Raw genomic sequence first — 20,189 nt, forward strand, 5'->3', positions numbered from 1 at the left:
CGAAGGAGATCAGTTAGCTTCCCGCGCTCGACTTGCATGTATTAGGCACGCCGCCAGCGTTCGTCCTGAGCCAAGATCAAACTCTCCAAAAAAGTTTGTTTCATGATTAACACCAATTAATCATGAATAAGATTCTTAGCTTCAATAATTGATACAGGGTAAAAAGTTATCATCCATCAAAATCTGATGTCCAACTTCTTTTTTACCACTGACATCTGTTTCATACTGGTTGTTTTGTTCAGTTTTCAAAGAGCAAATTTTCTCGCTGTTTTTTTGAAGCGACTTGTATAATATATCATTTTTCTCAATTACTGTCAACACTTATTTTCTCGAAGAAAGAAGTTATTAAATGTGACAACTTTTATATGATATCAACTGTAAGGATGAAAGTCAATACTTTTTTGATTCATTAGCGGATTAATACTTTCTTTCCGGAACAGCAAAATTTATATTACTAGTATTTGATATAAAAGTCAACACCTTTCTACAAAATTATTTTGTACAGACATTCAGATATTATTACAAAAAGTTTTTTCAATTATAGGATTTAAAAAAACAGTTGGCTTCCTATGCTAAGGAATATGTTTTTATCTATAGTTAGTCAAGAAAGCAACACAACTTACGAGAATAGCCTCTCTTAATTAGAATACGTCTCTGGACCTACTCCTAAATATTTCTTAAGTTGCTTACTGCCATATTTAAACCAAGTTATTATGAAAATACAAACATCGCAGTATTCGCCTTGGAAAATTACATGCAGGAGGAAGTCAAGAGGATGAAGAAAGTATATATCTTACTAACTGATACTGGCACCCTATTCACAAGAATGATTAAGATGTATACGAGGAAGCAATACAATCATTCATCGGTTAGCTTTGAATTAGATTTTAACAAAGTATATAGTTTTGGAAGAAAAATTCCTCACAACCCATTTATAGGAGGTTTTGTAAAAGAGAATATTAGAGGAAACCTTTTTCAAAATGCTCGATGTGCAATCTATAGCTGTAAAGTAACAAGAGATCAATTAGAGATTATGGAAAATTACATTAAAGGAATTGAAGAACATAGTCATCTTTATAAATATAATCTGTTAGGATTGTTTTCTTTTCTATTAAACAAACCAATAAAAAGAGAAAAAGCATTTTTTTGTTCACAATTTGTTGGAACTGTATTGTATAAAGGAGGAGTAGCTGATTTCAAAAAACCACTTGAGTTAGTTACACCAAGTGATTTAGAAAATCTAGAAAACTTTCATTTAGAGTATGAAGGAGAATTAGCAAAGTTAGTATTACACAAACAGTTCAGCATGGTTACTAACTCTCCAGTATCTTCTTTTTAATTTAGTTTTATTTTGTTCAGGCATTTTTTAACGTGTTTTTCATTGCCACTTCATGGATAACCTCTTTAAATAGATTCTTATTAAAATCAGGAAAGTAAACATCACTAAAGTACAATTCAGATTGCGCTGATTGCCAAAGCAAGAAATTACTTATTCGTTTTTCCCCGCCAGTTCGTATGATTAATTCCGGATCAGGCAATCTTTTCGTGTACAGAAACTGTTGAAATAAATCTTCATCTAAATCACTAATATCTAACTTATTCTCTTTCACCTCTAGCAGCAATTGTTGGGCTGCCTGTAAAATGTCATTCCTACCGCTGTAATTAAAGGCAAAATTTGCAATAAGGCCAGTATTACCTCTTGTTTTTTCTACCGCTTTAACCACTGCTTTTCTCGTGGGCGTTGGTAATTTTGCAATGTCCCCTGAAATCTGAATACGAATATTTCTTTCCATAAACTCTGGTAACTTTTGATTAAAGAACTTTACTGGTAGATACATTAAATAATTTACTTCATCTAATGGACGAGACCAATTCTCGGAGGAGAATGCATATAATGTTAATATGCTAATATCCAATTCAATAGCTGCGTCAATAATCTTTTCCATTGCTTGCGTTCCTGCATAATGCCCTTCACTACGAGTAAGCCCCCGCGCTTTACCCCATCTACCATTGCCGTCCATGATAATAGCTACATGATTTGGAATCCATCCTGTCATTTTTTAGCCTCCCAAAATTCTTATTCATTTATAAAATTCATCTCATTCAATTTCTCTGTAACATGCTGCTTCGTAAAATTAAATGATTGCCATGAAGACTCCTTATTATGTTCAAACTGTTGTTTTCTGTCCATCAGTATCGTCTGCAATTCAGGATATTCAGGATCTAAAACATAGAGTTCCATTAATCCTTCTACCCCAGTGTAGGAAAGTGTATTCAGATAATGAATGTCGATTTTCCCAGTGTCTTTATAACGTTCTATATTGTTATTTACAATTATCTGCTCGATATCAATAGCATTTAGAACCGTATAAAACAGCAAACTAGAAATGAAATAAAAATGAAGCAAGGTTAATTTTTCTAACCATACGCGAATGAATGTATAAGCAAAAATAATCATTAGAAAAATCATAAATGCATGTGCCAAAATTCTATCCATCGTGAACCCATAGGCTGCTTCATACATGCTTAGACGCTGATAAGCAGAAGCTAACATGACACCACTTACTAAAATAATAATTGAATACATAGCTTTCAGAATTACCTTCATCGTTTTCCCGGAATTATGCACCAATTTCAAGCATGCAATCAAAATGACCCAATTAATACATGTTACAAATAGCAACTCAAAAAATCCACGCCTCGCATAAGATGCGTAAGTAAAACCATCCTGTAAACCTTGACCAAAGAAATAGTTAAATTGAATAAAAGCAAATAGTAAGTAAACTGCATTTAACATAACTAAAATGGTCAACGCTGTAATACTGTCTACGCGAAATTTTTTATCTCCCACTGCCAAAGAATGTTCTTCTTTTGAGTGAGGCTTGAGCACTTGAAAAACCCCAAAAAATAAAAGTGTGAGTAAGACAACTAACCCTGCTCGAAATACACTCTCCCAGGCATCGAAACGTAATAAGAAGTTCGGTAATTGTAGTACTATATCTTCAAAAATTTTATCAGCTGACATCAAAAGCCCTGTAATAATAAATAACAAAGGAAAACCGATCATTAAACCAACCAATATCCGTTTTATCAACTGTCTTGTTTCTTCATTTGTATTACGAAATACACATTTAAAAAGATATCTTCCAAATGAAACGAGGTATTGAAAACCACTCAAGAACTTAGTTTTTAATGAAAATACAAATGGTATTGAAGCCCATTTCATCGTTTTAGGACTAGTTATCAAAACAATATGAAAGAAGACAAGCAAAGGAATTACTACGATATTTAAGAGATAGAATAACTCATTATCATAAATGGCATAGGACCCAGAAAGAACCCATATAACAGCCATCAGCAGGACCCCAATTCGTCTGTGCTGAAAAGATAATCTAAAACGAATAAAAAATACAAGATAGAATCCAATAATAAATATCGGATAGGAAATACCAATTTCCCCATGGAAAAAGCTTATCTCCGCCAACAAACCTAATCCAAAGCAAGCGATTAAGAATGTCCAGTCTTGTATGCTCATATCTATTTTCAAATTTATCCCACCTTACATAGTTATTCTATATACATAGACATTCTATGTATATAGGTAAAAAAATCTTCTTGAAATTTATGGGGAACTAGTACGTTCCTTTAAACAGAGGATTTTCTTCCCCATCTGTATCCGATTAAGCAAACCGGATACAGCAGTGCTGTAAAGACAATGCACACAATAATAAAAGGAACGTTTAATAATGGCTGAAACCAGTCATATGGAATTAGTTTAAAGACAGTTAAATACATGAGTAACAAATTAGGTATGATAGAAATTAAAAATGTTTTTTTCAAATGCTTATGACCTTTTTGACCAAACTCTTTACCTATCTCATATCCGAGCAGACCCCAGAAGAATGTGTAAACAAGCATAATTAAAAATGCAGAATTAGTTAACGCTGTCCATAAATGCTCTGTCCAATCCCAATGAAAAACATTATAGCTAACGGTTAAAAGACCCCCGCCCATAAATATGAGAATGTTGCAAAACACAAATAGCCATTGCATTTTCTTAGGAGTGGCGGCAGTTTCATCACGCCATATGGCTGCAATTTCTTTCGGTGTTCCTAGCCGCTCAACTAATTCTTCATATAATTGTTCTTCTCCATTAGACCTTTCCTTAATCAGTTCATATATATGTAATTCATACTCCGTCATAATCTCCTGCTTTTCTAGATGTTTACCTATTTCTTTATCTAATTCTTTGTAGAACCTTTGCTCCTTAACATTCAAGATTCATTTCTTCCAATCAAGTTATTCATCACTTGAACATAACGGAGCCATTCATTGGTTTTTTCAGATAAAATATCCTTACCTTCGTCTGTAATACAATAATACTTTCTTGCAGGACCCTTTTCCTGTTCTTTCCAGTACCAGTCAATATATCCTTGCTTATTCATTTTGTGCAGCGCTGGATATAGTGTCCCTTCTTTCATTTGAAAACTGTGATCACTACGACGATCCATCTCTTTAACTAGTTCATATCCGTACATATCTCGCTCATTTAATAATTGCAAGACAAGCAGTGACGTACTTCCCTTTACAAGTTCTCGATTAAACATTTGATCACCTACCTAGAATTATTAGGTATCTTTACTATAAAATATTTCATTCCAGAAGTAAAGGAAATATTTTTAAAAGGCTCTATTCATATAGTTTGTTGCTTTTTGAAGTTTTACAGTCGATAGAAACTTCGGATATATTTAATTAAAAATAGTGCTCTGCTTTACAGCCGCTACGGAAATACACTACGCTTTCCGCGGGGAGCTGGTGAGCCTCCTTCGTGCTGTCGCACTACGTAGTCTCACCGATGCTCTTCTTCCCGCAGGAGTCTTCGTGTATTTCCTTCGCTATGTTGTCAGCTCCACTTGTATAAACAAGAAATATGCTATTTTCAAGAATAATAATGGTCTGGTCTTAAACGTGATTTCAAGAACTTTCATCTCAAAAATATCTTATGCATCTATCTTAGCGGAGGCAGAATACGTAGACTCCTGCGGGAATAGCACGTGTCCGAAGACCCCGCAGCGAGGGTACTACTTGACTAAGCTTCTTTGGCCCTTGCGCCGAGGAAGCCTACTTCGAAGCGTTACTAGTAGACGCAGGCGCAGTTACGGTTTTTCCGCGAGGAGGCTGAGGCCGTGCCCGCGGAAAGCGAAGTATTCTGCCGGAGCGAATGATCGCACATATCAAAAATAAGTGTGAGCGAGATCTACACTATTCTGAATTAAAGACATTAGGACTCTATACTATAATGTAAAGTAATGATTAAAAGCAACAATCTTTTTTAAAAAATGGACTCATCCTCACGTGACATCTAATCGTGTATCGCATATAATGGAATTAACTAAAATCGGAAGGGTGAACTTTATAACAATGAAAAACTAATCCTATTTTCAAAAAATTATTCTGTATATTGCTTTCTAATTCGCAGGACTTTGTCTGCATTTATTAGCATGCCTTCATACAGAATTATTTAGAATAGGATTGGTATTAATTATTCACCTAATAATTTTTAGGCATTTTCTGTCTGCCTACCTGCCTCCTATTCTATCTAAATAGGAGGCTTTTTTGTCTCCTTATCAAAAGAAAAAATGGAGATGATTCAATGATACTATTAGAAGCAAGTAATGTAACATATGAAATAAAAAACAAAAAATTACTTGATATAGACCATATTCAGATTCAGAAAAATGACCGAATTGGGTTAGTTGGTCGAAATGGTAGTGGGAAAACAACTCTTTTAGAGATTCTTTCTGGAAAAAGAGAACAGAGTGCAGGAACTTTAACATCAAGGTCAACAATCGAACTGATTCCACAGCTCAAAAATACGAATACAACTAAAAGTGGCGGAGAGGTTACCCAAGAATATATTAATCGATCACTGTCAAAGCATGCCGACATCCTTCTAGCAGACGAACCGACTACCAACTTGGATACCAATCATATCGAACGACTTGAAACACAGTTAGCAAAATGGAAAGGTGCAATTGTCATCGTATCTCATGACCGCACATTTTTAGATGCTATCTGTAATCAAATATGGGAGATTGAAGATGCTAAGCTAGCAATATATAAGGGAAATTACTCTAATTACAGAGAACAGAAACAATTAAAAATCAGACAGCAAGAAAACGCTTATGATCAGTATGTAAAAAAGAAGAAGCAATTAGAGAATGCCTTGGAATTAAAAGAACAAAAAGCACAGCGCGCAACGAAAATACCAAAAAAGACCAGTTCTTCTGAAGCGAAAATAACCGGCGCAAAGCCTTACTTCGCAAAAAAACAAAAGAAACTGCAAAAGTCCAAAAAATCTATTGAGACACGTTTAGAGAAGCTTGAAAAAGTCGACAAAGTACAAGAAAAGCCACCCATTAAAATGAACTTACCTTATGAAGAAACATTGAAAGGTAAGATTGTGTTAAGGGTAGAAGATTTAGAGGGTGTAGTTGGTAATCATGTTCTTTGGAGTCCAGTCTCCTTTCATATGAAAGGTGGAGAGAAAATCGCTATTATTGGCAAAAATGGCGCTGGAAAAACATCGCTGATTAGGAAATTGATTAATCAAGAAGATGGAGTTTCTATTTCTCCTTCCATGAAAGTAGGTTATTTCAGCCAAAATCTAGATGTTTTAGATAGTAAACAATCAATATTAGAAAATGTGCAAACTACATCCAAACAAGACGAGACACTAATTCGAACTGTTTTAGCAAGACTGCATTTTTTCCGAGAAGATGTATATAAGAAAGTGCGTGTTCTTAGTGGTGGTGAACGTGTAAAAGTCGCTTTTGCCAAATTGTTCGTGAGTGATATTAACACCTTAATCTTAGATGAACCAACCAATTTCCTTGATATAGAAACGTTAGAAGCATTAGAAGAACTTCTTGCCAACTACAAAGGAACCGTTTTGTTTGTCTCACACGATAGACGTTTTATTGAAAAATTAGCCACAACAATTATTAGCATTGAAAAAAAGGAAATCCACGTATTTGAAGGTACTTATGATGAATTCAAAAACTATTCACCCAAAATGCCAAATGACTCAGAAGAAGATGAGTTACTGGTGATTGAAACTAAAATTTCTGAAGTACTTAGCAAACTCAGCATTGAACCAACTGATGAACTGGAAGAGGAATTTCAACTTTTACTATCAAAAAAACGCAAAATTATTGAGGGTCGAGAATAATCTGTGCCGTTTTTTCTTGGAAATTGATAATACTAGGAGGCAGGTACCGCGACACTTATATAATAAGAACCTTATAATAAGAGATGCTTACTCTTTTCCTGTCTCCATGCATATTTCTAGAATTCAACTAGAAAATAACAGATAATGAAGTCTGTCTAAAATTTTTTATTAAGGAAGGAATATAATGACAACAGCAGAACAGCCAATCATCCAATTAAAAAATGTTACTTTCTCTGATGGAGATTTAACAATAATTAATGATATTACTGGTTCATTTCCAGAAGGAAGAATTACCACACTTGTTGGGCCTTCGGGTGCTGGTAAGACAACCCTATTCCGTCTATTGAATCGACTTATCTCTCCTGACACGGGAGAGATTGTTATTAAAGGAAAGCGTATAGAGGAATACAATCCAATAGAATTACGAAGAAAAGTCGGACTGGCTCTTCAGAGCGCTACCATGATCAATGGAACGGTCTTCAAGAATCTCTCTTTGCCACTTACATTACAAGGAGAAGAACTCCCCGAGGAGGAAGCTAATGAATTATTAGAGGACGTAGCTTTAGGGAAAGATTTTCTCCATCGAAATATCAAAGATTTATCCGGAGGGCAAAAACAAAAAGTATCGATAGCGAGGACATTAGTAAACAAACCGAAAGTTCTTTTGCTCGACGAAATCACTTCTTCATTAGATCGTGTATCACAGCAGGATATTGAAGAACTCATTCAAAAAATTAATCAGAAATACGGAACAACGATTATATGGATTACCCATAACCTGGAACAAGCCCTTTCGATTGGTGACTATACTTGGGTTATGATGGCTGGGGAATTGATAGAATCTGGAGAAAGCAACCTGTTGAATGAACCGAAAGATGAGAGAGTAAAACGCTTTGTTAGGGGGGATATGGAATGAGCTATCTTACATTAGCATTATCCCTTGTTTTCGTGCTTATCCCTATCATCTTATCCAAAACATTAAATCTCGGACTGGAAAAAGATACGGTGATTGCAACTGTTCGGTCCATTATCCAATTATTAGTCGTTGGTTATGTATTGCAATTTGTTTTCGATGCTGAAAATTTCATTTATATTATATTAATGGTTATTCTCATGATCTTTGCAGCTACGCAAAACGCCCGTAAAAAAGGGGTCTCTATCAAGGGAATTACCTGGAAACTGATTACAACTTACATCGTGGTTGAGGTACTAACCCAAGGGATCTTGCTTGGTTTTGGAATAACTCCCGCTACAGCTCAGTACATTATTCCTATAAGTGGGATGATGATTGGAAATTCCATGGTGCTCTCGATTCTATTTTTAAATCGATTCACTGCAGAGGTGGAATCCAATCAAGATAAAACAGAACTAATCCTATCCCTAGGGGGTACGCCAAAACAAGCGATACACAAACAACTTATAACATCTATTCAGGCAAGTACCATTCCTACGATCGAAAGTCAAAAAACGATTGGATTGGTTCAACTCCCTGGTATGATGAGTGGTCAAATTATTGCTGGCGCTGACCCTGTACAAGCAGTGCAGTTTCAATTACTCATCCTCTTCTTACTCTTAACAGCAGCGGTTGTAACGAGTGTCTTACTTGGATTTTTATCATACCCTACCTTATTTAATGATAAAATGCAGATGGTCAAGATTGTAGAAGATGAATAGTACTGCCGTGTCCATGAGAGTCTGTCTCATGGGCATTTTTTTGCTAGTTTAGAATTGTAAGTATCTCCTATCTTAACTACAATTAAATTAATAGGTTTAGGTATTCTACTTGAAGGAGTGTTTGAATGACAAAAACAGTACAAATCGGCAAAACAGACTTAATTGTAAATCCCATTGGACTTGGTGCAAATTATGTAGGTGGAACCAACCTTTATCCCGATTTATCTGAAAAAGCAGGAAAAGAACTGGTTTCAACTGGGATTAAGAACGGTCTTAACTTTATTGACACAGCATTTAGCTATGGCTTCGGACGTTCCGAGGAACTAATTGGTGAAGTTCTCAACGAAAGCGGAATTCGTCAGGAAGTTGTCATTGCAACAAAGGGAGCACAACGAAAGGTTGGAAGTAATTATGTAAATGATAATTCCCCTGCCTTCCTAAAACAATCTGTAGAGGACAGTTTAAAAAGACTACAAACCGATTACATTGATTTATTTTATATTCATTTCCCTGATGATGATACTCCCAAGGCAGAATCTGTAGGTGCACTAAAGGAATTAAAAGATGAAGGAAAACTTAGAGCTATTGGTGTATCAAATTTTTCCATGGAACAATTGAAAGAAGCTAATAAAGATGGCTATGTTGATGCCTTTCAAGGTCATTATAATCTTTTGAATCGAGATGCTGAGAAAGATTACTTCCCTTATACAATCGAACACGGTATTTCATATGTTCCCTACTTTCCGTTCGCATCTGGTCTATTAGCTGGAAAGTACAATAAGAACACAACTTTTCATGATTTCCGCTCTAACATGCCACATCTTCAAGGGGAAAACTTTGAAAAAAATTTAGAAAAGATAAATCAACTTCAAGAGATTGCAAATGCGAAAGGTACTGAAGTTGCTCCTGTGGTATTGGCTTGGTATTTGGCTAACGACGCTATAGATATTGTTATCCCTGGAGCAAAACGAGCAACTCAAGTTTTAGATAATTTAAAAACTCTGGATATTCATCTTACACGTGAAGAGATACAAGAAATTGACCGTATCTTTTCTTAAAGGCACTTTTCATATAAGTTTCTTAAATATCCTTACGTGAACCTGTCCTGTTCTCTGGCAGGTTCTTTTTAATGCTGCAGAATAAAATTTTATTTTAACTTTGTATAGAATACAGCATATCCAACAAATACTTTCCCCTTTTAAGGCAATCCTAAAGGTTGACATTCAGCTAGTTATTTTGTATATTATATTTAATTAAAAATACTTTAATTCATAATAACTGAATACAAATAATAAGGAGGTTTTCCAATTGAGTGAGAATTTATCTCTGAAATCTTTTGTTGTTTTACTTAAAGCAAATAAGACCCTAGAAGAAGTTGTAAAAAAGGACATTAGTGGACATGGGATGCGGACTTCAGACTTTGCGATTTTAGAAGCACTTTATCATAAAGGAAAGCAAACCATCAAGCAAATCTCGGAGGCTGTTCTTATTAACACTGGTTCTATTACCTATGTTATTGATAAATTGGAGAAAAAAGGGTTACTAGAAAGAGAACCTTGCAAGGATGATCGCCGTGTTGTCTACATTCAACTTACCGATAAAGGAAAGAAATTAATGGCTGAAATTTTTCCTTTACATCAAAAAGTAATTGAAGAAGTATTCGAGGACGTAAATGAAGAGGAAAAAGAGATTGTCATTGATGTCTTAAAACGAATCGGTAAAAAAGGAGACCAAATGAAATGAAAAAAACAGCTGGAATTCACCATATAAGCGCAATAGTTGGTCACCCTCAAGAGAATGTGGATTTCTATGCTGGAGTATTAGGTTTACGTTTAATAAAAAAGACTATTAACTTCGATGATCCGGAAACATACCACTTGTATTTTGGAGATGATGCAGGAAGCCCTGGTACGATTATCACTTTCTTTCCATGGGCAGGCGGACAACCAGGGCGAATTGGCGATGGCCAAGTAGGAGTTACCTCTTACGCTGTTCCTAAAGGGTCTTTAAGTTTTTGGGAAAATAGATTAAAGAAATTCAACATCTCTTATACGAAAACTCCTCGTTTTGGTGATACCTATTTACAATTTAACGATACGCATGGTCTTCGTTTAGAACTTGTAGAACGTGCACAAGGAAAACCAAATAATTGGAGTTTTGGAGATGTGTCATCCGATGTTGCGATAAAAGGTTTCGCCGGAGCTACTTTATTTTCTTCTAATCCAGAAAAAACAATTCAATTACTGGAGGAATACATGGGATTCGAAAAAATTAGTACAGAAGGAAACTTCACTCGCTTTCAATCCTATGGAGATATAGGTAATATCATCGATGTAAAAACAACACCAGGAGTTCGTGGGCTAATGGGGACTGGAACAGTTCATCATATTGCCTGGAGAGCTAAAAATGACATAGACCAGTCAGAGTGGCAGGAATACCTCCGAGATAATGGTTACGGTGTTACGCCAGTTCGTGATAGAAATTATTTTAACGCCATTTATTTTAGAGAACATGGGGAAATATTATTTGAGATTGCGACAGATCCACCAGGTTTTAGTGTTGATGAATCCTATGAAACTTTAGGTCAGGACTTAAAACTACCAAAGCAATATGAGCAATACCGGGCGTATCTTAATAACTCACTCATTCCAATAGAAATAAAGTCATTAGACAGATAAGGAAAGGGGAAAATAATGAAACATATTTTTCAAAAAGGAAAAGATTCCACACAAACATTATTATTGCTTCACGGAACAGGAGGAACAGAACAAGACCTCTTACCATTAGCAGACTTAATTGACGGAAACGCAAATGTGCTCAGTGTTCGTGGTAACATTTCAGAAAATGGCATGCCCCGATTTTTTAGACGTTTAGCAGAAGGTGTATTTGATGAGGAGGATTTAATCTTCCGCACCAAAGAACTAAATGACTTTTTAGATGAAGCAGCTGAAAAATATGACTTTGACCGCAGTAATGTCACTGCAATCGGCTATTCCAATGGTGCCAACATTGCAGCAAGCTTGATGTTTCATTATCAGGATGCATTAAATACTGCTATATTGCATCACCCGATGGTTCCAAGAAAAGGTATTGATTTACCAGATCTTTCAGGGAAAAAGGTATTTATTGCAGCTGGTACAAATGACCCTATTTGCCCAGCCTCCGAATCGGCAGAACTACAGTCTCTGCTACAAAATGCTGGTGCCAAAGTTGAACTTTTCTGGGAAAATCGCGGACATCAATTAACAATGGAAGAAGTAAAAGCCGCTGCTGACTGGTATAAAAATAAATAATTCAATTGAGGCTCTTTTCGTATATTTTCTTGCTTTTTGAACTTTTACTAAAGTAAAGTCATATTAAAAAGCACAATCTGTTAGATAAGAGCCTTAATTAAAAAGATGTCGTGCACCATTTTCGTGCACGACATCTTTTTTAGTTCCTTAATATAATATAGACAAGGTAAATCACGTACATTAATGCAAGAATAGAGCCTTCTCTTTTTCCCACTCTGAAATTAGTACGAGAAAAAATAAGTAAAACAAGCGTTAAAACAATCATAATGTATACGTCCATAAATACCTTTCCATTAACCGCTAAAGGCGTAATCACGGAAGACGTTCCAAGCACAAATAGGATGTTGAAAATGTTACTTCCTACAATGTTGCCCAGTGCAATTTCACTTTCCTTTTTAAGGGCTGCAGTAATAGATGTAACTAGTTCTGGCAAGGAGGTTCCAATCGCGATGATGGTTAAGCCTACTAAAGTTTCACTCATCCCCCATTGATAGGCAATCTCCGTTCCATTGGATACTACCATTTCTCCGCCAATGACAATACCAGCTAATCCAAGTACAGTGATTAGAATATTTTTTCCCCACGTAATATTTTCAGGTGTAGGCTCATCGAGTGAGTTGTTTCTACTTTTAAGCGCTACCTCTATCACGTAGTACATAAATACTGCTAAAAAGAGTAGGAAAACCAAACCATCACTTCGGGTAATGTAGTTGTCACTTAACCCCTCCAACACCACATCTCCCATGACAACAAGCAATGCTGCACTTGCCAACAGTGTAAATGGGATCTCTTTGCGGATAGTCTCCGTCTCTACCTTCAATGGAAAAATAATGGCCGCTATCCCTACAACTAATGTTAGGTTAAAAATATTACTACCAATTACATTCCCAAGAGAGACTTCCGCACTCCCCTCCAAAGCAGCAATGATACTGACCGTTGCTTCTGGAGAACTAGTTCCAAAAGCAACTATCGTCAATCCGATTAAAATAGACGGAACACGAAGTAAACTCGCAATATTAGATGCTCCTTCTACAAAGAAGTCCGCACCTTTTATAAGTAAGATAAAACCGACAAAAAGCAAAACATATGGTAACATAATTTCCCAACCTTCTATAAGGATTTCTGCAATAATATCACTTTACCCTTTTTCATCTAATAGCATTCCAATCTAAATACGAATTCATTTATAAAAAGGTGTCATAAAAAAACTTAAGCATATTGATTATTCTTTTTTTATGCTGTTTGCTATAAAGAAATATATTTTATCGCACTTTCTATCAGCAACTGGAACTAAAAACAATACAAGTAAAAAAACTATGAATCGAGCAAAGTAAAAAAATAGAGGTTGTCTTATTCTAGACAACCTCTAAACTATTTAACACGTTATATAGGATAGTTGCTTATTCAGCAAGTCTAAGCTGTATTGTATTTCCTGATGGGTCTTTTGTAGTATATACATCCTTTTCAATTTCAACGCTTGCTCCCTGCTTCTTCAAATTCTCCAAGACCTCATTTCGTTTTTCTGCATCAGGTAAAACGAAAGTAAACCAATTTAAACCAACACTATTTTCAGATGGCGCTTTAGCCCCGACACCATTCCAAGTATTAAGGCCAATATGATGATGATAGCTATTCGATGAAGCAAATAGTGCACCAGGAAACCTTGTTACAATATCGAACCCTAAAGCTTCTACATAAAATTTCTCTGTTTCCTTAAGATTGGATACATGTAAGTGGATATGTCCCATTAACGTATCCTCAGGCATTCCCTTCCATTCTTCATTACCTGCTGCAGCAAGTACCCCTTCTGCATCCATTTGAACAGTATCCATCTCTACCTGATCGCCATTCCATTTCCACTCCGTTGACGGTCTGTCCCTCGCAATTTCAATTCCATTTCCATCCGGATCATCAAAGTACAATGCTTCGCTAACATAATGATCAGAAGCACCTAAACGAATTTGTGTTCCTTTCGTTTGAATGAGATGTTTTAAAAAGGCACCCAAGTCTGCTCGAGATGGTAATAGGATTGCAAAATGAAATAACCCTGTTGTCCTTCCTTCTTTCGGAACCACGTCTTCAGGCTGCTCCAAGGATAAGATTGGGGTTTGCCCATCCGCTGTCAAAACAGCACCATTATTTGTTTTTTCAAGTACTTTAAAACCCATGAAGTCACAGTAAAAATTGAGTGACCTCTCTAAGTTGCTAACATTTATATTAACCTCACCAACATATGTAGTCGGTTTTTGAAAAAATCTCTTTTCCATTCTTATTACACCCTTCCCCATCAGCATTTTCGTTTTAGATATTTTTTTAAGATTGTGTCGTGTTTGGTATAGACTGTTGATTACTTTAATTCAGAATACTGCTTAACCCCCGCTACGGAAAGCGCTGCCGCAGCGAATAACAGCAGAAAACATTCATAAGTGCAAGCGAGAGCTAACTATTCTGAATTAAATATATCAGGACTTTCTATCGACTAAGACATAAAACCATTATTTACTTTAAACACTTCATTATAGTTACTTATATAAATTAAGTTACTTTAAGTAATTGTAATGGTATATTAGCTTTTTGTCAATTTATTATACAAACTTACAAGGGATACTAACAAAAAGTTACTCTTTTCAGTTCTGAGAAAATGTAATATACTAAATGATGGCTTTGAAAAAGCACGTGGTTCGAAACCATCCCACGAAAAAAAACTAAGGAGAGGAACAAATTGAATATCAGAACTCTAGTCGCAAACGGACTATTAACAGCACTTTATATTGCTGTATCCGCACTTGTACAACCATTTGGTTTTACAAACATACAATTTCGAGTATCGGAAATGTTTAACCATCTTGTTGTATTTAATAAAAAATTCTTTTTCGGAATTATACTTGGAGTATTTTTAACCAACCTATTCTTTTCACCCATGCGTTTATATGACGTTATTTTTGGGGTTGCACACTCTGCTATTTCCTTAGGTCTCGTTATTTTACTTTCTAAGTATACGAAAAATGTGATGGTTCTACTCACCGCGAATACAATCATCTTTTCATTTAATATGTTTATTATTGCATTTGAATTGTATCTAGCATTAGGATTACCTTTCCTATTTTCCTGGATAACAACCGCAATTGGGGAAATCGTTGTATTAGCAGTTGGTATTCCTATCATGTATGCTTTGAATAAGCAGGTTCGTTTTGATAAAATAATATAAGGGATTATACTCTTTTTTTGAATAAATATTTTAAAATAAAACTTCACGATTTGCATTTGATGGCTTAAGCAAATTGTGAAGTTTTTTTATTCTATTTTACTGCATATACTTCTGAAAAGGGGATGTTTATATGATAGTGAGAGAAAGTAAGGATTATTTTGTTATGATTGAGCAAGACAATCATGCTGAAGCATCCAAAGAGTTAATGACCCATTGGAAGAACAATCTTTTTTTAGGGAGTAATTTAAGAGAATCCGTGGAATATGCCATTGAAAAACATGATTATGGTTGGAAGCAATTTGATAAGCAGCCATTTTGGAATGACCAAACCGAGGCACCATATACGTTTTCAGATTTTCCTATTTCTCCAAAAACCACGATTTATACATATGGCATCAATGAAGTGGAAAAACATGACCTATATGCTGCTTTATTATGCAGTGAACATTACAAAAATTTTTTTGTCAACATTAAATCCAATGAAGCTACTAGATTCATTCAGCAAGAAAGAGAACGTCAGAAACGACTAATTCTCACACTTGGAGATGTAAACAGACAATATTTTCAATTTCATTACGGACTTTTAAAGCTTGGCGATAGCCTCTCCTTGTATTTATGCCTAAATGAACCGGGAGTATCTAAAGAAAATGTTCACTACTTTTTCCAAGAAGGCATAGACCTCCCACCACATATAGAAAAGATAAACGAAACCAAGCTATCACTGGAGTGGAAAGATAAAAAAACGGTAGCTATAACCCCATTTCCATTTGAAGATGAAATCAAGGTGACCATTAAACAAAAAGTTGTTTATAAGGAAGCAATCCAAGCTAACGGGTTGTTGGAAAGCTATGAGAATGCTCCATATGAAGAGATAAAAATCAATGTGGTTTCAAAGTAAGTCGAACAATGGTTGAATACCAATTTGAAATTTCTACATTCTTACCCCTGCTTATAATTAAATGAATAACAAAATAACTTACATGCAAAAGAGGCTGGGACATAACTAAAGTATTTAACTCAGAAAACGAACAATGTGCTACATAGCGGAGGAAATATACGTAGACTCCTGCGGGAAGAAGAGCATCGGTGAGACTGCGTAGTGCGGCAGCACGAAGGAGGCTCACCAGCTCCCCGCGGAAAGCGAAGTATATTTCTGAAGCGGTATTTAAGCACCAATCCACCAATCATGTTAGGGTTTTCCTTTGAGAAAATACTTTTGTCCCAGCCTCTTTTTAAGATTCCTGCTGCCTTACTAAAGAAGTTTTTTGATCATTCATTGTATCATTTTCTACATATAACTTCCTCGTAGGATATGCGAATTCTGCGCCTTCTTCATGGACAATGTCCAAGATTTTATAATTGATTTCTTCTTTTACTTCTAAAAATTCTTCCCATACGGTTGTCTTTGTAAAGAAGTATAAGAAGATATCCAAACTGCTGTCATTGTATTTATCAAACTTCACAAAGATGGTTTCTTGATCGATTCCATCATGATTTTTTAATAAGCTTCCTATTTTATCAACAATTGCTTGCATTTTTTCCTTTGGAGTATTGTATGTTAGAGCCAAGTTAAAGGTTATCTGTCGTTTGTTCATTTTACTCCAGTTAGTGATAGGTTCGTTTGCTAATTGAGCATTCGGCAAAGCAACCAATGCATCAGCAAAAGTTCGAATTTTCGTGGTACGGAAGGAAATATCTTCTACCGTCCCTTCCACACTTGGAGTCTTTACCCAATCACCAATGGTAAATGGTTTTTCTGAAATAATCACAATACCGCCAAGTAAATTTGCTAATGCATCTTTTGCAGCTAAAGAGATTGCTAAACCACCTAGTCCTAAACCAGCAATAAACCCTTCAATATTATAGCCAAACTCTTGTAGAATGACAGTTCCGGCAATGGCAATAATAATAAACTGAAGTGTCCTGGATAAAATCGGTATTAAAATCTCATCAATCTTTATATCTGTTTTCTCATTAATTTTCCGGAAAAACGAAGAAGATGATGATGAGAGCTTCACTAGTCCCCACGAGAAAAGAAATATATATGAGGCACTCATAAAACTTCTGAATAGCTCATTCCCTTGATTTAAATATGGATAATATTTAACGGCAGCGTATAAACCTATTAATGTAAACATCCATTGAACAGGTTTCTCAAAGGCGAGTAGTATGTTTGACAATATTTGAATCTTAATTTTCCTAGCCAATCTCATAACAATTGCAAATACATATTTGGCAAAAAGTTTCCTAAATAGTATAAATAACAGGAATATGCCCACAGCAATTCCTAGTTCTTTTAAGTGTTCATAAGATATGAATAACTCCCATGTCATATATGTTCGTACCTCCTAAATCTACTAGACAATATCATACCATATTCTCTTTTTAATCGTCATAAGGAATGCTGCTCAATTTACAGCATAATTAATGTAAGATATTTTTTAAAACATTGTTACTTTTTACCATGAATTTACTTTACATTTTATATAGACTCTTGATTACTTAAATTCAGAATACTGCTTAACCCCCGCTACGGAAATACACTACGCGCACCTTAGGGGAGCTGGTGAGCCTCCTCCGTGCTGAAAAGCGTGTGCGCCTGCGTCTTCCAGTAATGCTTCGAATCGGGCTTTCTCGGCGCAAGGGAACAAGGAAGATTATTCAAATAGCTCCCTCACTACGCAGTCTCACCGATGCTCTTCTTCCCGCAGCACAAGGAACGCTTCGGCAGAGTTACATCGCACGCAGAAAAAAGTGGTTTTCTTTTTTCAAGGAGTCTCCGTTTATTTCCTTCGCTAATTTAGTGCTTTTTAACTTCCAAGCATGTTGTATAGAGCCTATAGATTTAACTACCACTAATAAGCAGGTTGATTGTAGCGGAGGGCAGTCGACTCCTGCGGGAAGAGAGGCCTAGATGAGACCCCACAGTGCGGTAGCACGAGGAGGCTCATCAGCCGCCCGCGGAAAGCGACTGCCCGAAGCGGAAATCAACAACGCACCTTATTTCACATTTATTCTTAATTAAATAAATCAGTACTTTCTATCGACTGTAAAACTTCAAAAGCAACAAACCATACGAAAACAGCCAAAATAAAAATATCCCCCAAGCATTTCTTGTCAGGAGGATACTCTACTTTTTATGATCCAACTTTTCTCAATCTATATCTTGAAATAAGATTCATCATCCATGTAGATTTTTTTGAACGCTTATCTATATTTTTATAATACTTATTTCCGTATGATACTTTTTTCATCTCTTCTAAGCGCTCCTCTGCCATCACTCGATAAATATAAATGTCATTATGCATATCTATTCCTCCTCTGTTTACCTCTCTACACCTTCTATGGTAAACGGCAGAAGGCTTTTCGTCTTCGGCTTAACGACTGAAAAACAGCAATAAAAAAACCCTACTACTACTGTAGGGAGAATACGCCTGGAGACGGATACGTGATTCGAAGAAAACTTCTATCGTATATATCCTTATTATTAAAAGCTTCCACTATCAACGACTAATTCTTGCTTTCCTCGTTTGAAAATCAACATCCTTGTAGTAGGCGTTTTTCACTAAGATATTAGGGCCAAGGCAATTTACGGCTGGGCAATGACAGTTTAAACTTTTTGCTGTCTTCGTCCGCATCCATCTGGCGTATGCATCAGGTAATGTTGTAGTTTGTATATTGCCTAATGAAGGCTCCTCATCTCCAAAATCAGTAACAATAATATCTCCTGAAAATATGTTTACATTTAGTCTTGATCGTCCATCAGGATCATTCCTCAATGTAACATTGTCCTCTTTATATAACCGCTTCAGCAAATTCAAATCTTCTTGATTGGAATTACAGGCGTAAAATGGCAATGTTCCAAATAGCATCCACATATCTTTATTCCGGTAATCCAAAAGACGATGTATAGATGAACGAATCTCGTCTAATGTCAATATCTCTAAATTACTCGCAAAGTCTACTGGATACATGGGGTGTATCTCATGTCGAGCACATCCCATCTCCTTAACATGGTCATGAATTTGTTCTAAATAAGGATAGGTCCGATTATTTAGCATGGTTTCTGCCGATACCATTATTCCTGCATCTGCCAGCCTCTTTGAATTATCAACCATCCGTTTAAAATAGTTTTTTCGATTATTTAGTGATGGTTTTCGGTCCATTAAGGCAAATCCGGTTTCTGCAAATTCCTCAGCAGTACCCCAATTATGGGAAATATGTAAAACATCCAAATAAGGAATGATTTCTTCGTAACGGTTATATGGTAACGTTAAATTAGAGTTAATTTGTGTTTTGACTCCTCTGTCGGCTGCATACTGAAGTAGAGGAACAACATATCCTCTCACTGATTTCTTGTTCATCATAGGCTCCCCGCCAGTAATGCTTAATGTCCGGAGATGCGGAATCTCATCCAGTCTCTGGATTATTAAATCTATTGGCAGCGCATCTGGATCACGATTTTGTAACGTATAACCTACTGCACAGTGTGCACAACGCATGTTACACATGGTTGTTGTCGTGAATTCTATATTAGATAATTTCATTTCTCCAAATTCTTTAACATCCAAATACGCTTCCCATGGATCATTAATGGGAATTACTTTTTTAACGTTCTGCATTGTTTCCAATTTTATACCCCTTTCAAATAACACTCCCTAATTTTACCACTTTTATCCATCTATGTTTATTAACGCTGAAATATTACTTTTCTTTATAGATAATTTTTCCGGAATGCGGACAACATAAGTAATGATTATACTACTTAAAAAGTTAAGAAAAG

The 20,189-nt window shown here is 35.8% G+C and carries 19 protein-coding genes, 1 rRNA gene and 1 riboswitch; of the genes, 10 read left to right on the forward strand and 10 right to left on the reverse strand.

The window, feature by feature from the left end:
• Window positions 1-92: ribosomal RNA gene (locus D8M06_RS18325) — 16S ribosomal RNA — on the reverse strand; the annotation flags it as partial.
• Between the two features lie 683 nt (window positions 93-775).
• On the opposite strand from D8M06_RS18325, the gene D8M06_RS18330 reads away from it, so the two are divergent.
• Window positions 776-1,339 carry a hypothetical protein gene (locus D8M06_RS18330; protein WP_121206032.1) on the forward strand — a complete coding sequence of 188 codons (564 nt, stop codon included), beginning with the start codon at window positions 776-778 and terminating at the stop codon, window positions 1,337-1,339.
• A gap of 16 nt (window positions 1,340-1,355) precedes the next feature.
• Here D8M06_RS18330 and D8M06_RS18335 read toward each other — a convergent pair whose 3' ends face one another.
• The 4 genes from D8M06_RS18335 to D8M06_RS18350 form a co-directional block, all read right to left on the reverse strand.
• Entirely contained in the window at window positions 1,356-2,057 is a 702-nt protein-coding gene (locus D8M06_RS18335) for an isoprenyl transferase (protein ID WP_121206033.1), read from the reverse strand.
• 20 nt (window positions 2,058-2,077) lie between these two features.
• Complete coding sequence (locus tag D8M06_RS18340; RefSeq protein ID WP_241558994.1) at window positions 2,078-3,547, reverse strand: DUF4153 domain-containing protein; 1,470 nt, start codon at window positions 3,545-3,547, stop codon at window positions 2,078-2,080.
• Between the two features lie 98 nt (window positions 3,548-3,645).
• Window positions 3,646-4,278 carry an HAAS signaling domain-containing protein gene (locus D8M06_RS18345; RefSeq protein ID WP_121206034.1) on the reverse strand — a complete coding sequence of 211 codons (633 nt, stop codon included), beginning with the start codon at window positions 4,276-4,278 and terminating at the stop codon, window positions 3,646-3,648.
• Complete coding sequence (locus D8M06_RS18350; RefSeq protein WP_121206035.1) at window positions 4,275-4,607, reverse strand: PadR family transcriptional regulator; 333 nt, start codon at window positions 4,605-4,607, stop codon at window positions 4,275-4,277. The genes D8M06_RS18345 and D8M06_RS18350 overlap by 4 nt, the downstream gene beginning before the upstream one ends.
• Window positions 4,608-5,653: 1,046 nt before the next feature.
• Here D8M06_RS18350 and D8M06_RS18355 point away from each other — a divergent pair.
• The 7 genes from D8M06_RS18355 (at window position 5,654) to D8M06_RS18385 (ending at window position 12,198) form a co-directional block, all read left to right on the forward strand.
• Window positions 5,654-7,231: a Vga family ABC-F type ribosomal protection protein gene (locus tag D8M06_RS18355; RefSeq protein WP_121206036.1), complete on the forward strand. Its 1,578-nt coding sequence runs from the start codon at window positions 5,654-5,656 to the stop codon at window positions 7,229-7,231.
• A 184-nt stretch (window positions 7,232-7,415) separates the two neighbouring features.
• A complete protein-coding gene (locus tag D8M06_RS18360) occupies window positions 7,416-8,147 on the forward strand; it encodes an ABC transporter ATP-binding protein (protein ID WP_121206037.1) in 732 nt (243 codons plus the stop codon).
• Window positions 8,144-8,905, forward strand: coding sequence for an ABC transporter permease (locus D8M06_RS18365; RefSeq protein WP_121206038.1), 762 nt, complete (start codon window positions 8,144-8,146; stop codon window positions 8,903-8,905). The genes D8M06_RS18360 and D8M06_RS18365 overlap by 4 nt, the downstream gene beginning before the upstream one ends.
• Before the next feature lie 125 nt (window positions 8,906-9,030).
• Window positions 9,031-9,963, forward strand: coding sequence for an aldo/keto reductase (locus D8M06_RS18370; RefSeq protein ID WP_121206039.1), 933 nt, complete (start codon window positions 9,031-9,033; stop codon window positions 9,961-9,963).
• A gap of 250 nt (window positions 9,964-10,213) precedes the next feature.
• Window positions 10,214-10,648: a MarR family winged helix-turn-helix transcriptional regulator gene (locus tag D8M06_RS18375; protein WP_121206040.1), complete on the forward strand. Its 435-nt coding sequence runs from the start codon at window positions 10,214-10,216 to the stop codon at window positions 10,646-10,648.
• Window positions 10,645-11,583 carry a ring-cleaving dioxygenase gene (locus tag D8M06_RS18380; protein WP_121206041.1) on the forward strand — a complete coding sequence of 313 codons (939 nt, stop codon included), beginning with the start codon at window positions 10,645-10,647 and terminating at the stop codon, window positions 11,581-11,583. The genes D8M06_RS18375 and D8M06_RS18380 overlap by 4 nt, the downstream gene beginning before the upstream one ends.
• 15 nt (window positions 11,584-11,598) lie before the next feature.
• Window positions 11,599-12,198 (forward strand): alpha/beta hydrolase, encoded by a 600-nt coding sequence (locus tag D8M06_RS18385; protein WP_121206042.1) that lies wholly within the window; start codon window positions 11,599-11,601, stop codon window positions 12,196-12,198.
• 139 nt (window positions 12,199-12,337) lie between these two features.
• Here the strand turns inward: D8M06_RS18385 and D8M06_RS18390 are convergent, their stop codons facing one another.
• Both D8M06_RS18390 and D8M06_RS18395 read right to left on the reverse strand, forming a co-directional pair.
• Window positions 12,338-13,294, reverse strand: coding sequence for a calcium/sodium antiporter (locus tag D8M06_RS18390; RefSeq protein WP_121206043.1), 957 nt, complete (start codon window positions 13,292-13,294; stop codon window positions 12,338-12,340).
• A gap of 304 nt (window positions 13,295-13,598) precedes the next feature.
• Window positions 13,599-14,465 carry a VOC family protein gene (locus tag D8M06_RS18395; protein WP_121206044.1) on the reverse strand — a complete coding sequence of 289 codons (867 nt, stop codon included), beginning with the start codon at window positions 14,463-14,465 and terminating at the stop codon, window positions 13,599-13,601.
• 403 nt (window positions 14,466-14,868) lie between these two features.
• Window positions 14,869-14,913, forward strand: a riboswitch (PreQ1 riboswitch).
• Between the two features lie 7 nt (window positions 14,914-14,920).
• Between D8M06_RS18395 and D8M06_RS18400 the strand changes: the two genes are divergently transcribed.
• Window positions 14,921-15,406, forward strand: coding sequence for a QueT transporter family protein (locus D8M06_RS18400; RefSeq protein ID WP_121206045.1), 486 nt, complete (start codon window positions 14,921-14,923; stop codon window positions 15,404-15,406).
• Window positions 15,407-15,536: 130 nt separating this feature from the next.
• Window positions 15,537-16,304, forward strand: a complete 768-nt coding sequence (locus D8M06_RS18405; protein WP_121206046.1) for a DUF3891 family protein — start codon at window positions 15,537-15,539, stop codon at window positions 16,302-16,304.
• Window positions 16,305-16,638: 334 nt separating this feature from the next.
• Here D8M06_RS18405 and D8M06_RS18410 read toward each other — a convergent pair whose 3' ends face one another.
• From D8M06_RS18410 to yfkAB, 3 genes are all read right to left on the reverse strand, one after another.
• Complete coding sequence (locus tag D8M06_RS18410; RefSeq protein WP_121206047.1) at window positions 16,639-17,739, reverse strand: mechanosensitive ion channel family protein; 1,101 nt, start codon at window positions 17,737-17,739, stop codon at window positions 16,639-16,641.
• Window positions 17,740-18,543: 804 nt separating this feature from the next.
• Window positions 18,544-18,714, reverse strand: coding sequence for a hypothetical protein (locus D8M06_RS19925; protein WP_158591828.1), 171 nt, complete (start codon window positions 18,712-18,714; stop codon window positions 18,544-18,546).
• Between the two features lie 195 nt (window positions 18,715-18,909).
• Window positions 18,910-20,028, reverse strand: coding sequence for a radical SAM/CxCxxxxC motif protein YfkAB (gene yfkAB, locus D8M06_RS18420; protein ID WP_121206061.1), 1,119 nt, complete (start codon window positions 20,026-20,028; stop codon window positions 18,910-18,912).
• Window positions 20,029-20,189 lie beyond the last annotated feature (161 nt).

Source organism: Oceanobacillus halophilus, assembly GCF_003628505.1.
Lineage (GTDB): Bacteria > Bacillota > Bacilli > Bacillales > Amphibacillaceae > Oceanobacillus > Oceanobacillus halophilus.

Excerpts from the sequence above, each read along its gene's own strand:
- D8M06_RS18330 (WP_121206032.1), top strand. The coding sequence starts at position 776 with ATGAAGAAAGTATATATCTTACTAACTGATACTGGCACCCTATTCACA.
- D8M06_RS18335 (WP_121206033.1), bottom strand. The coding sequence starts at position 2,057 with ATGACAGGATGGATTCCAAATCATGTAGCTATTATCATGGACGGCAAT.
- D8M06_RS18350 (WP_121206035.1), bottom strand. The coding sequence starts at position 4,607 with ATGTTTAATCGAGAACTTGTAAAGGGAAGTACGTCACTGCTTGTCTTG.
- D8M06_RS18355 (WP_121206036.1), top strand. The coding sequence starts at position 5,654 with ATGATACTATTAGAAGCAAGTAATGTAACATATGAAATAAAAAACAAA.
- D8M06_RS18360 (WP_121206037.1), top strand. The coding sequence starts at position 7,416 with ATGACAACAGCAGAACAGCCAATCATCCAATTAAAAAATGTTACTTTC.
- D8M06_RS18365 (WP_121206038.1), top strand. The coding sequence starts at position 8,144 with ATGAGCTATCTTACATTAGCATTATCCCTTGTTTTCGTGCTTATCCCT.
- D8M06_RS18370 (WP_121206039.1), top strand. The coding sequence starts at position 9,031 with ATGACAAAAACAGTACAAATCGGCAAAACAGACTTAATTGTAAATCCC.
- D8M06_RS18380 (WP_121206041.1), top strand. The coding sequence starts at position 10,645 with ATGAAAAAAACAGCTGGAATTCACCATATAAGCGCAATAGTTGGTCAC.
- D8M06_RS18385 (WP_121206042.1), top strand. The coding sequence starts at position 11,599 with ATGAAACATATTTTTCAAAAAGGAAAAGATTCCACACAAACATTATTA.
- D8M06_RS18390 (WP_121206043.1), bottom strand. The coding sequence starts at position 13,294 with ATGTTACCATATGTTTTGCTTTTTGTCGGTTTTATCTTACTTATAAAA.
- D8M06_RS18395 (WP_121206044.1), bottom strand. The coding sequence starts at position 14,465 with ATGGAAAAGAGATTTTTTCAAAAACCGACTACATATGTTGGTGAGGTT.
- D8M06_RS18405 (WP_121206046.1), top strand. The coding sequence starts at position 15,537 with ATGATAGTGAGAGAAAGTAAGGATTATTTTGTTATGATTGAGCAAGAC.
- D8M06_RS18410 (WP_121206047.1), bottom strand. The coding sequence starts at position 17,739 with ATGACATGGGAGTTATTCATATCTTATGAACACTTAAAAGAACTAGGA.
- D8M06_RS19925 (WP_158591828.1), bottom strand. The coding sequence starts at position 18,714 with ATGCATAATGACATTTATATTTATCGAGTGATGGCAGAGGAGCGCTTA.
- yfkAB (WP_121206061.1), bottom strand. The coding sequence starts at position 20,028 with ATGCAGAACGTTAAAAAAGTAATTCCCATTAATGATCCATGGGAAGCG.